The 12271-nt window shown below is 49.0% G+C and carries 13 protein-coding genes and 2 tRNA genes; 6 read left to right on the top strand and 9 right to left on the bottom strand.

Features of this window, described 5'->3' with window-relative positions:
- Nucleotides 1-42: 42 nt before the first annotated feature.
- Nucleotides 43-789: a nitroreductase family protein gene (locus B5F77_RS12985; RefSeq protein ID WP_087331464.1), complete on the bottom strand. Its 747-nt coding sequence runs from the start codon at nt 787-789 to the stop codon at nt 43-45.
- A gap of 108 nt (nt 790-897) precedes the next feature.
- Between B5F77_RS12985 and B5F77_RS12980 the strand changes: the two genes are divergently transcribed.
- Complete coding sequence (locus B5F77_RS12980) at nt 898-1419, top strand: HAD family hydrolase (protein WP_087331460.1); 522 nt, start codon at nt 898-900, stop codon at nt 1417-1419.
- Nucleotides 1420-1462: 43 nt separating this feature from the next.
- Here the strand turns inward: B5F77_RS12980 and B5F77_RS12975 are convergent.
- The 4 genes from B5F77_RS12975 to B5F77_RS12960 all read right to left on the bottom strand — a co-directional run bounded on the left by B5F77_RS12975 (nt 1463) and on the right by B5F77_RS12960 (nt 2919).
- Nucleotides 1463-1535: transfer RNA gene (locus tag B5F77_RS12975), tRNA-Gly, on the bottom strand.
- A 26-nt stretch (nt 1536-1561) separates the two neighbouring features.
- Nucleotides 1562-1644 (bottom strand) — tRNA-Tyr (locus B5F77_RS12970).
- 31 nt (nt 1645-1675) lie between these two features.
- Nucleotides 1676-2170: a 6,7-dimethyl-8-ribityllumazine synthase gene (ribH, locus tag B5F77_RS12965; protein WP_087331417.1), complete on the bottom strand. Its 495-nt coding sequence runs from the start codon at nt 2168-2170 to the stop codon at nt 1676-1678.
- 71 nt (nt 2171-2241) lie between these two features.
- Complete coding sequence (locus tag B5F77_RS12960; protein WP_087331416.1) at nt 2242-2919, bottom strand: tetratricopeptide repeat protein; 678 nt, start codon at nt 2917-2919, stop codon at nt 2242-2244.
- 166 nt (nt 2920-3085) lie between these two features.
- Between B5F77_RS12960 and B5F77_RS12955 the strand changes: the two genes are divergently transcribed.
- Entirely contained in the window at nt 3086-4186 is a 1101-nt protein-coding gene (locus B5F77_RS12955; RefSeq protein ID WP_087331414.1) for a DNA replication/repair protein RecF, read from the top strand.
- Nucleotides 4183-4476, top strand: coding sequence for a DUF721 domain-containing protein (locus B5F77_RS12950; protein WP_087331413.1), 294 nt, complete (start codon nt 4183-4185; stop codon nt 4474-4476). The genes B5F77_RS12955 and B5F77_RS12950 overlap by 4 nt, the downstream gene beginning before the upstream one ends.
- Here B5F77_RS12950 and B5F77_RS12945 read toward each other — a convergent pair.
- From B5F77_RS12945 to B5F77_RS12935, 3 genes are all read right to left on the bottom strand, one after another.
- The gene (locus tag B5F77_RS12945; protein WP_087331411.1) at nt 4466-5011 is read right to left on the bottom strand and encodes a 5-formyltetrahydrofolate cyclo-ligase; all 546 of its coding nucleotides are present in this window, start codon (nt 5009-5011) and stop codon (nt 4466-4468) included. The two genes, B5F77_RS12950 and B5F77_RS12945, sit on opposite strands and share 11 nt — an antisense overlap.
- Before the next feature lie 288 nt (nt 5012-5299).
- Entirely contained in the window at nt 5300-6922 is a 1623-nt protein-coding gene (locus tag B5F77_RS12940; RefSeq protein WP_087331409.1) for a S41 family peptidase, read from the bottom strand.
- Nucleotides 6923-6934: 12 nt separating this feature from the next.
- Entirely contained in the window at nt 6935-7369 is a 435-nt protein-coding gene (locus B5F77_RS12935) for a dCMP deaminase family protein (protein ID WP_087331407.1), read from the bottom strand.
- A 393-nt stretch (nt 7370-7762) separates the two neighbouring features.
- Between B5F77_RS12935 and B5F77_RS12930 the strand changes: the two genes are divergently transcribed.
- The 3 genes from B5F77_RS12930 to B5F77_RS12920 are packed head-to-tail and all read left to right on the top strand — an operon-like array spanning nt 7763 to nt 11532.
- Nucleotides 7763-8839, top strand: a complete 1077-nt coding sequence (locus tag B5F77_RS12930) for a DUF2027 domain-containing protein (RefSeq protein WP_087331405.1) — start codon at nt 7763-7765, stop codon at nt 8837-8839.
- A 25-nt stretch (nt 8840-8864) separates the two neighbouring features.
- Nucleotides 8865-9341, top strand: a complete 477-nt coding sequence (locus tag B5F77_RS12925) for a CYTH domain-containing protein (RefSeq protein WP_087331403.1) — start codon at nt 8865-8867, stop codon at nt 9339-9341.
- A gap of 22 nt (nt 9342-9363) precedes the next feature.
- Entirely contained in the window at nt 9364-11532 is a 2169-nt protein-coding gene (locus B5F77_RS12920) for a S46 family peptidase (protein WP_087331402.1), read from the top strand.
- Between the two features lie 250 nt (nt 11533-11782).
- Here the strand turns inward: B5F77_RS12920 and B5F77_RS15760 are convergent, their stop codons facing one another.
- The gene (locus B5F77_RS15760; RefSeq protein WP_162608002.1) at nt 11783-11887 is read right to left on the bottom strand and encodes a smalltalk protein; all 105 of its coding nucleotides are present in this window, start codon (nt 11885-11887) and stop codon (nt 11783-11785) included.
- Nucleotides 11888-12271: the final 384 nt, after the last annotated feature.

Raw genomic sequence — 12271 nt, 5'->3', positions numbered from 1 at the left:
GGGGATTACGGATGAAAACATTCCCTAATCCCCCTATTTCGCTTATTTCAAAAAGCCTTGTTCTTTCAAAACTTGCCATAACAAGTCAGAGAAATGCTCGTTATTCGCTTTAGGATAACGAAGGTCTGTAAAGACTTGCGCGAGCGTCTCTTTCTGATTGATTTGGACGAAATGCTGGTTGACAGGCAATTCCTCTTTTTCTTTGTAAAAGGCATCAATTGAGGCAGGCGTATAATCCACGTAATGCTCCGTATGACGAATAGCCTTGATAGGCAAACGTTCCGATGGGTCTGGCAAAGGCTCGGCAGGATACCCCAACGTAATCGTGACAATAGGCACCACCAGACGAGGCAAGGAAAGTATCCGGATAATTTCGCCTGCATTATAGGCCGTCGTACCCAAATAACATAATCCTAACCCGCGCTCTTCGGCAGCTTCGGCAAAAGCTTCGGCAAAGAGCATCGCGTCGATGGTAGCAGCGATAAACATTTGCAGATTATCGAAACCCGCCTTGGCTTTCCGTTGCTCCGCCCATTTCACAAAACGATTGGCATCGGCACAAAAAGTAAGAACCACTGGGGCAGCAGTTACCATCGGCTGATTGAAATGTGCAGGAGCTAACTTTTCTTTACCCTCTTTGTCTCGCGTAACGACTACACTATACAATTGCATATTTCCCGTATTCGAAGCCCTCGAGGCAATTTCGAGTAGCTCGTTCAATAAACTTTCCGGAATCTCTTTTTCCGTATACTGGCGAATAGTCCGCCTTCTTTTCATACATTCTATCATGACTTTTTCCCTTAAAAATAAACCATCGTTAAAACGACGTACAAACTTAGTGATAAAAATGCAAATAATTCGTATCTTCATGCCCACAAATTCATAATGCAAAAAAAGATGAGCAGCATTCCTTACGATTTACAACAGATACGAGCATTTGCTTTCGATGTAGACGGCGTTCTTTCGCGCACAATCATTCCATTACATCCCGATGGAGAACCCATGCGGACGGTCAATATCAAAGATGGATATGCCCTCCAGCTTGCAGCCAAGTTAGGTTATCCCATTGCGATTATCACTGGAGGTTACACCGAGGCCGTGCGCCTACGCTACGAACGGTTGGGTATACGGCATATTTACATGCGAAGCGCCGTCAAGATTCATGACTTCTATCATTTCCTCCAAGAAGCCGGCTTAAAGGCGGAAGAGGTAGCTTATTGCGGAGATGACATCCCGGATTACGAAGTCATGCGCGAAGCCGGATTGCCTGTAGCACCGGCCGATGCCGCCCCCGAAATCAAACAAATCGCCCGGTATATCTCGCCTCATCAGGGAGGCGATGGCGTCGCCCGCGACCTTATCGAGCAAACCCTCAAAGCACAGGGACGCTGGATGCAAGGCGAAGCGTTCGGATGGTAAGGCCATAAAAAAAGAGTTTCCCTCTCCCGAGGAAAACTCTCCGAGCGGAAAACGGGACTCAAACCCGCGACCCCCAGCTTGGAAGGCTAGTGCTCTATCAACTGAGCTATTTCCGCAACATGAATAAAAAAAATTTACTTTGTGGGCAGTGATGGATTCGAACCACCGAAGGCGTAAGCCAGCTGAGTTACAGTCAGCCCCATTTGGCCACTCTGGTAACTGCCCTTTATTTCTCAATTGCGGTGCAAAGATACAATTAATTTTTTAATTGGCAAGCAAAATCCACCATTTTTATTGCAGTAATTGCAGCTTCGTCGCCTTTATTTCCATAACGACCACCGGCACGGTCTTCGGCTTGTTGCATGTTTTCGGTCGTCAACATCCCGAAAATGAAAGGAATATCATACATCAGATTCAATTCTGTAATCCCTTGCGTCACGCCCGAACAAACATAATCAAAATGGGGTGTATCGCCTCTTACGACGCAGCCCAACACGATGACCGCATCTACATCTTTGTTTTCCGCCATTTGTTTGGCACCAAACGTCAACTCGAAACTACCCGGCACACGCTTTACGATGATGTTCTCCGGCTTCACACCATGTTTTTCCAACGTATTGCATGCTCCTTCCAGCAAACGTTCCGTAATTTGCTTATTCCATTCCGCCACCACGATGCCCACGTTCATCTCCGAAGCATCCGGCACGCTATTGAAATCATATTCCGACAAATTCTGATAGGCTGTAGCCATAACTATGTTCCTCCTGATTGATAACTGAAAAGGATTAGATTGACACCTAATCCTTTTCCGATTGATAACTATTATTGAGCCAATGCGCTGGCACGTGCGATATACTTATCGATATCCGATGCCTCCATCGAGCCGTAATACTTCTCTTTGATTGTCTTATACGCGTTTACCGCTTTGTCGTATTGCTGCAAACTTTCGTAGGCAACCCCCGCCTTCTTCAAATAAATCGGGCTAAGGACATTATTGTCGGCCGCTTGGGCAGCTTTCTCAAAATAACTGATACCCTCTTGCGTATTCCCCATGTTTACGTAGCAATCACCTATTCTCCCAACGATTGCCGGCGAAATCATCTGGTCGCTTGCGCTAAACGACTTCAATAAATCCAATGCCTTTTCATATTCGCCCAAGTTGAAATAACAAATGCCCGCATACGCTTTCGCCAAATTGCCCGCCTTCGTACTTCCATATTGGTCGATAATCGCTTCGAAACCGGCGTAATCCGCACCATTCCCGTTTAATGCCAACTGGAAAGAATCCTTCGCGAAATATTGCTCACCCTTAAACATGGCGGCCGACGCCTCCAATTGCTTCGGAGCCAAATAAAGATTCCGATAGGCAAAGATGCCGCCTGCAATCACGATAATTGCCACAATTCCCACTAAGATTTTTGTCGAGTACTTCTCGATAAATAGTTCCGATCTCGAAACAAGTTCTTCTACTTCTACGGTTTCCTTTTCTTTCGTAGCCATAATCTGTTTATAGTTATTTTATTATTTCTTTTCTGTACTTAAAAAGCCGATTTTCGTTTCAAAGCGCAAAAGTAGTTTTTTTTGCCGAATAAACGATGCGTATGTGCGTATATTTTTTACTTTTGCATATATTTTTGAGGCTTTATATCGATAACACATATATAATATGGTATTAAAACACCTTTCAGTGGTCAATTATAAGAACATCCGGCAGGCGGAATTGTCTTTTTCCCCCCAAATTAATTGCTTCTTCGGGAACAATGGCATGGGAAAAACCAACCTGATGGATGCGATCTACTATCTTTCTTTCTGCAAAAGTCATTTGAATACACCGGACCATCAAGTCATCACTCTCGGCGAAGAGATGGCCGTTCTTCAAGGTGAATATGACATCGACGGGCGTCAGGAAGAATTGTTTTGCGCCATCCGGCGGAAGCAACGCAAAGTCTTCAAACGAAATAAAAAAGAATACAATAAGCTTTCCGAACACATCGGATTGCTTCCTTTGGTGCTCATCTCGCCTGCCGATACCGACTTGATTCAAGGAGGAAGCGACGAGCGGCGGAGGTTTCTCGACCTCATCATCTCGCAACGAAACAAAAACTATTTGCACGCCCTCATCCAATACAACAAAGCGCTCTTGCAACGTAATACTTTATTAAAAGAAGGCGCAATGGATGCCTCCCTCTACGAAGTACTGGAAATGCAACTGGTTCGCTATGGCGAACTGATTCACCAAGTACGAGCTGCTTTGATCGAAGAGCTACTCCCATTATTCAATCATTATCATCAGCAGATATGCCGTTCGGCAGAAGAAGTCGGTTTGCAATATGCTTCCCCATTGGATGCCGCTTCGCTGGAAGAATTGCTTCGTACCAACCGCGAGCGGGATCGTATCTTGGGATATACCTCGGTGGGCATCCATAAAGATGATTTGGAAATGACATTAGGCGAAGCACTTATCCGCCGCATCGGCTCGCAAGGGCAGCAAAAGACCTATCTGATTGCGCTCAAGCTCGCCCAATTTGCCCTCCTGGCCCAAGGTGGAAATACCACGCCCTTGCTCTTGCTCGACGATATTTTCGACAAGCTGGACGCCCAACGGGTGGCGCAAATCATCCAAGTCGTGGGAGACGGGCTATTCGGGCAAATCTTCCTGACCGACACCAACCGCAAGTACCTCGACGAGATTCTCGCTACGTTGCAAAGCGATTATGCCCTCTTTGAAATCGAAAACGGACAAGCCCAACAATTACTTCACGCATGAAACGAACAAACACGCAACCTATCGGGGAAATCCTCCGCGACTTCTTCGAAGACAATACCGAGATTTACGAAAAAATCATGGAAGTACGCATCGAACGAGCCTGGAAGAAACTCCTCGGCCCCATGGCGGCACACTATACACGCAACCTCTACGTCCGCGACCGTATATTATATGTATACATGACCTCGTCCGTCCTCCGGAACGAACTCCTCCTCTGCAAGGATAAGCTCCGCGACAACCTCAACCAGGAAATCCAAAATGCCTTCCTGTTTGATTTAGTCATTCGGTAAGATTTGAAATCACCTCGTCCATCTTTTCGTCGAAGGCTTCAGTCGGTATCCGGTCGCGCAATTGAAAGGCAAAGCAAACGCCTATTTTAACAAGATGAGACGCCGAGAGCAGACGGTCGTAAAACCCTCGCCCGCGTCCCAACCGGTTCCCGGACCGGTCGAACGCCACACCTGGTACAATGACCAAGTCTACAGCCTCCAACGGTATCGAGTCTCCCACAGCTATCGGTTCCCAAATGCCATATGCACCCCGCCGGACCGACTCCGGCCCTTCGTAAGGATAAAGCAGCAAATCATCCCCCACGACGCGCGGCAACAAGATGCGTTTCGTCCGATACCAACGCCCGATGAACCCTTCGGTCTGCACCTCGCCCGGCAACGCGTGGTAACACGCCACGCATTGCGCACGCCGAAACACCTCCCGCGCCTCCACCTGCCGGAATATTTCTTCCGACCACGCGCCGAGTTGCGCCTCCGTATATAATTTCTTTTGCCGGGCTATTTCCCGACGCAATTCCTGCTTTTCGTCACCCATAATCCTTTTCAATAACTAATAAAATACGCTTCATTTCTCCCCAAGAAAAAGGAACCACATCCGCTTTCGTCTGACAAGGCAACCCCTTTTCCTCAGAAAGGAATCACATCAGTGCCACTGATGCTTATCAAAAGTGGCACTTTTGTATACCAAAAGCGGCACTGATGTATGGCAAAAGTGGCACTTTTGCTTTCCCAATATAAAAGAAAGACTTACACTTTACCCTATAAAATACCCACCCAGCCTAAGTTCTTGCTTACACTGGGTGGGTCTTATGCAAATTCACCATCAAATATGTTCCATCAAAGGCTTGCCATCCGTCAATACCTCGACCGCCTTCTTCAAAGTTATATCATCTTGCTGGAAGACAGGATAGAAGCCGGCATCCTTAAAGAAATTGCGGATGATATATGCCTGAAGTTGCGTCTCGATAAGCTGACGGGAAATCGCAATCAAGGCCGGGCGTTTCTTCACCCCTTTCCGCATGGCATAGTTGGCGAAGTCGTTCACGAGCGGTTGCGTCTTCAGATAAGCCCAAAGTTCTTCGTAGTTTTCATAAGCGGCAAATTGTTTCCTATGCTGGTCGGAATATTCCAAGGCATACATATAAAGCACGCCGCTATTCACGATGCTTGAGAAATAAGAGGTAACGCCACTCGTATCACGCGGAATGAAGATATCCGGCATGATACCGCCTCCGCCATACACGATACGTCCCCCTACGGTTTGGTATTGCAACGAATCGATTTGCTTGATGCTATCGGCCGAATCGAACTCGCCATGCAGGTAACGATTGTAGATATCCTGGTCGTAATCCTCCAGCTCGCCCATCTTGTATTGCTTCTGGATGCAACGTCCTGAAGGTGTGTAATAACGGGCTACCGTAAGCAATACCTCCGATCCGTCGCGGAGCTTGATAGGCGATTGCACCAACCCTTTTCCAAACGTGCGCCGGCCGATAATCAATCCCCGGTCGTTATCTTGAATAGCCCCGGAGAAGATTTCACTCGCCGAAGCCGAGATCTCATCCGTCAGCACCACCAACGGGCTTTCCAAACACGTGCCCGTTCCGTTGGCATGCGATTCGAAACGCGGGAAATTCTTGCCATAGGCGTAGACAATCATCCGCCCCTCGGGCATGAATTCGTTGGTCATATTGATGGCCGCCTCCATATATCCGCCCGTATTACCCCGCAAGTCGATGATAAAAGAGTGGCACTTTTCCTGCTTCAACTGGGCAATCGCAGTAATGAACTCGTTGTAAGTCGTACGACCGAACTTGCTGACTTTGATATACCCCACGCCTTCGGCCACCTTATAAGCCACGTCGACCGTATTCACCGGGACGTCGCCGCGCGTCACTTGTACCTCAATCAAATCCGGATTGCCATCCCGCTTGATACCCAACCGCACCGTCGTATTCTTCATACCGCGAAGGAGTTTCATCACCTTCTCTTGGTTCGCCTTGATACCCGCATAGACCGTATCATTAATCGTTACAATACGGTCGAAGGGCAAGATGCCCGCTTTCTCGGAAGGACCTCCCGGCACGACTTCAATGACCAACACCGTATCCAATTGCATATTAAACGAGACACCAATGCCGCTGAACGAACCCTCCAAGTCCTCGTTCCGCCGCTCTACTTCGTTGGCCGGGATGTAGTTCGAATGCGGATCCAACTCGCTGAACACATTCGGAATGACATGTTCAATCAAATCCGGCATATTGACCGTATCCACATATTGCTCTTCGATAATATCGAGTATCGTGTTCAATTTGTTTCCACTTCCCAACATCCTGCCCCCTGCTTGGCTAAGCAACAGATACCGATTACCAATAAAAATACCTAAGGCGATACAAGCCGCTACGATGAACGGCCACCAGACAAATTGCCTTTTGTTATTCACCATACATTCTATATATTATTCGTTTATATCAATGAAATCAACTTCGATATGCGCACGCCGCAAGAGGTCGATGCCCTCCTCGGTACGATACTTTTCGGAATAAACCACCCGCACAATACCCGACTGGATAATCAGTTTGGCACATTCGATGCAAGGAGCCGATGTCACGTAAATAGTCGCTCCTTTGCTACTATTCGACGAAGCCGCCACCTTGGTAATCGCGTTCGCTTCGGCATGAAGCACATAAGGTTTGGTGATATTATGCTCATCTTCGCAGACGTTTTCAAATCCGGAAGGCGTACCATTGTATCCATCCGAAATAATCATCTGGTCTTTCACCACCAATGCCCCGACTTGGCGTCGCTTACAATAAGAATTTTCGGCCCATATCGCCGCCATCCGCAAGTAGCGTTTGTCCAATTCGAGCTGTTTATCGGTCTTTGTTTCCATCTATTTACCTTGCTTTCAAATTCAAGCTGCAAAAATAAGGAAAAAGAGAACACGGCGATGCGGAAACTTCCAGTTTTTTACAGGAAACCGCCGAGGAAAACTTCTTTTTGCCGCCAATAAAGCCAGATACCTCCCATGAAAAAGTCAAAACATCCCAGGAAAATTCTATCTTTAGGTTGAAGATACATATCTTTAAGTTGAAGATACGTATCTTTAGGCTGCAGATATATATCTTTAGGTTAAAGATAGAACTTTCTTCGGATGTTTTGACTTTTACGCCGTGCTTCCGGAAGTTTATAACCAAGCTTTTATCGTTTTTCGCCCTGCTTTTTCGGAACGTCTCGCTTCATTTCCGAAGATAAATTCGTACTTTTGTGGAAAACTTATAGCAATATGGATATAAAAATAGGAGATAAAGTGCGCTTCCTCAATGCGACAGGGGGCGGCATAGTACGTAGTTTCAAAGGGAAAGATGTAGTCATGGTCGAAGATGCCGACGGGTTCGAAATTCCGACCTATATTCATGAATGCGTAGTCGTAGGAGAAGCCCCGCAGGTCCATTCGGAAAACCAACCGAAAACAACGCCTAAAGAAATGGAAAAGAAGGTGATGGCGCAACGCGAAATCACCCGCGAGGAGGAACGGAAAGCCGAAGAAAATCCGGAAGGTGAGCAACTCAACATCTACTTGGCCTATCTTCCGACAGACGAAAAAGCCATCCAGACGTGCGGCTACGAAGCTTATTTCGTGAATGATAGCAACTATCATCTCTTCTTCAATTACATGAACCGCGAAAACAACAGCTGGACGAGCCGCTACCATGGCGAAATCCAACCCAATACGAAGATATTCCTCGAAGAATTTACCAAAGCGGATTTGAACCAGCTGGAGCGCATCTGCGTCCAACTGATTGCCTTCAAGAAAGACAAACCCTATTCCCTGAAGAATGCCATTTCGGTAGAGCTGCGGCTCGATACCGTGAAGTTCTACAAATTGCATTGCTTCCTCGAGAACGATTACTTCGACGAGGGCGCGCTGCTCTGCCCTATCATCCGGGGCGATGTGCCCGAACGCGAAATGTTGGTCTCGGCCGCCGATATCCAACAAGCCATGCAGCAGAAGGTTCGCGCCGACAAACGTCCGTCCGCTCCGGCGCCTTCCTTGATTAAAAAGAAGGAGGCGAACTCCTCTATCATCGAAATCGATTTGCACATCCACGAGCTCTTGGACGATACGACCGGCATGACCAACACCGACATGCTGAACTACCAACTGGATAAGTTCCGCGAAATCATGGACCAGTACGCCACGCGCAAAGGACAGAAGATTGTCTTTATCCATGGCAAAGGCGACGGAGTGCTCCGCAAGGCCATCGAACGCGAACTCCGCACACATTATAAACAACATGACTACCAAGACGCCTCGTTCCGCGAATATGGGTTCGGTGCAACCATGGTCACGATACGATAATTCTCTTTATTCCTGCTGAAAGGTTATGATAGAAATCGAACGTAAATTCCTCGTCGCGGGAAACTTCATGCGCGATGTCTATGCCGAACGGCGCATCGTGCAAGGATACATCTGCTCGGCTCCCGGGCGAACCGTCCGGGTGCGTATCCGGGACGAAGCTGGATTCCTAACCATCAAAGGCCCGACCGACGCGAAGGGCATGAGTCGCTACGAATTCGAACAATCCATTCCCCTGGAAGAGGCCGAAAAGCTCCTGGATTTATGCGAGCCGGGCGCCATCGACAAGATACGTTACCTGGCCCGCATCGGGAAACACACGTGGGAAATCGACGTTTTCCACGGGGCAAACGAAGGGCTCGTCCTGGCCGAAGTCGAACTGGAATCGGAAACGGAGGAGTTCGAACGCCCCGCGTGGCTCGGACGGGAAGTGACGGGAGACCGCCGCTTCTATAATTCCTCGCTCACGAAACATCCTTACTCCGAATGGAAAGATACAGTATAAACCCCTAAAAAACAAACGAACAATGAACTTCAAGAAATGGATAATAGCCGCAGCCCTCTGCTTCGCGCTGACACCGATGCATGCCGACGAAGGCATGTGGCTTCTCCCCTTGCTCTCCCAACAAAAACTGGCCGACATGAAAGCCTTGGGATTGCAATTGGACGCAAACGATATTTATAATCCTGAGAATGCCTCCTTGAAAGATGCCGTGGTCATCTTCGGGGGCGGATGTACCGGCGAGGTGGTCTCGCCCGACGGGTTGGTCTTCACGAACCACCATTGCGGATACGATGCCATCCAAACCCATAGCAGCGTGGAGCACGATTACCTGACCGACGGTTTCTGGGCGACAACGCGCGAACAGGAGCTCCCAAACGAAGGACTGACCGTCACCTTCATCGAAAAGATAGAAGACGTGACCGACTTGGTCAAAGAGGCCCTGAAAGAAGACACCGACCCCAATAGCATGAACTACCTTTCGCCCAAATTCCTGAACGCATTGGCTAAAGAGAAGGTCGGCGAGAAGTTCCTGCAAGATAATCCGGGGACGGAGGTCGAAATCCTGCCCTTCTTTGGTGGGAACCAGTATTTCATGTTCACGAAGAAGATTTATTCCGACATCCGGCTGGTGGGCGCGCCTCCTTCGTCGATTGGAAAGTTCGGCTCGGATACCGATAATTGGATGTGGCCGCGGCACACGGGCGACTTCTCTATCTTCCGCATCTATGCCGACGCGAACGGAAACCCGGCCGAATATTCGCCCAGCAATGTGCCGCTCCGCCCCAAACGCTGGCTGAAACTCTCCATCCAAGGATTCGACGAGAACGACTTTGCCATGATTATGGGTTTTCCCGGACGGACGAACCATTTCTATACCTCCTGGGAAGTAGCGGAAAGACGAGACATTGACAATGCCGTCCGCATCCACATCCGCGACCTCCGTCAACAGGTGATGCTCGACGAGATGCTCCGAGACGATAAAGTACGCATCCAATACGCCAGCAAATATGCCAGTTCGCAAAACGCCTACAAAAACGCCATCGGGAGCAACTGGGCCATCCGCAAACGGGATTTCGAATCCGTCAAACGGAAACAACAAGAGGCGCTCTTGGCTTGGGGCAAGAAGCAATGCCAGCCCCAATATGAAGAGGCGCTCCTGACGCTGGAGCAAATCGTCGCCGACCGCAAAGACCTCCGTCACCGCAAGTGGATGCTCGACGAAGCCCTCACGCGCGGCATCGAATTTACCCACGTTCCCTTATCTGTCGACGCGCTTACTGTGGCCCTCGAAAAGCAAGACAAAGTCGCTACGCAAGAAGAGTTGGTCAAGCTCCGCAAAGCCTTCCACCAGTTTTTCAACAAAGACTATGCGCCGGAAATCGACAAAAAGATTGCCAAGGTCTTGTTGAAAGAATACCGGAAGCTCGTCCCCCGTATCTCGCAACCGGCTTATCTCCTGACCATTGACCAATCGTTCGGGGGCGATGTGGACGCCTTCGTAGACCACCTCTTCGCGCAGTCGATTTACGGCAGCACGGAAAACTTCGAGCAATTCGCCGCCAAACCTACGCGGAAAGCACTGGAAGAGGACCCGATGATCGCTTTCGCCCGCTCGGTCAAAGAGGAACGCGAACATCTGGACAAGGCCCTCAAGAGCTTCGACGATGGCTACAACCTGGCGCACCGGACCTATGTGGAAGGGTTGCTCCGCATGCACGAAGGCGGCGAGGCGCAATGGCCCGACGCGAACTTCACCCTGCGCCTCACCTACGGCCAAATCAAAGGCTATAGCCCGCGCGATTGCGATTATTATGGCTATCAGACCACGCTGGAGGGCGTCATGGAAAAAGAGGATTCCACGAACTGGGAGTTCGTCGTGCCTGCCAAGCTGAAGGAACTGTATAAGAATCGCGATTTTGGCCCGTATGCCAACAAGCAGGGCACGATGCCCGTGGCACTCTGCGCTACGACGCACACGACGGGCGGCAACTCGGGCAGCCCCGTCCTCAACGCGCGGGGCGAACTCATCGGCCTCAACTTCGACCGGAACTGGGAGGGCGTCGGGGGTGATATCGAATACCTGCCTGACTATCAGCGCAGCATCATCGTCGACATCCGCTACATACTCTTCCTCATCGACAAATATGCCGGGGCGGATTACCTCTTGAACGAATTGGAAATCGTAAAATAAGAAGTCAAAGACCGCAAGCGTCTTGTGTGTGAATGGCACGCTGATGACGCAGATTAGACAGATGACCGCAGATTTATTTTGTTTTTTAGGCACGGATTACGCGGATTTCACGGTTAATTTTGATTTTCACAGATTAAAAATCGTGTAATCCGTGAAATCCGTGCCTAAACATAGACTGCGTAGCCTAAAAATAAAAATTTGTGGTCATCTGTCTAATCTGCGTCATCTGTGTGCCTTTCTGCGCATCAAGCTAAGCTCCCACGCAACTCACGACGCCGAGTGCCGTCCCGATCGACGTCAATATCGTAATCAACGTCTGAATCACAATCTTCCAAATTTCCGTCTTCTTTTCCATATTTGATATTTTTTTTAAATTCAACTTTCTGTTTTTTTAGAGTTTTCTCTGTTCTTTTCTCTTGAAAGAAAAGAACCAAAAGTTCAAGGCTGCGTCTGCTGGGCTACTCGCTTCCTGCACTCCGCTGTTCGCGCCGCAAACTCGCGCTCCGCGCTCAAACAGCGACGCTCTCGGCCGCTCCGTTCCGCTCGCTCGCTTCACGCCCACCAGACAGAGGCCGGTTCTTTTTCCCTCTCCTCGTTTGTAGGGGCGGAATGCTTCCGCCCCTACGAACGGGGAAATTGTCCATTGTACATTGTCCTTTGTCAATTGGATTGGCCTAACGGAAGAAGCGTAAAGCAAATTCCGGGGCGGAGCGTAAAGAAATCTCGGTGTTTGAGCGAA

This window comes from Parabacteroides sp. An277 (assembly GCF_002159645.1).
Taxonomy (GTDB): Bacteria; Bacteroidota; Bacteroidia; order Bacteroidales; family Tannerellaceae; genus Parabacteroides.
This window is presented reverse-complemented; position numbering and strand designations above follow the sequence as displayed.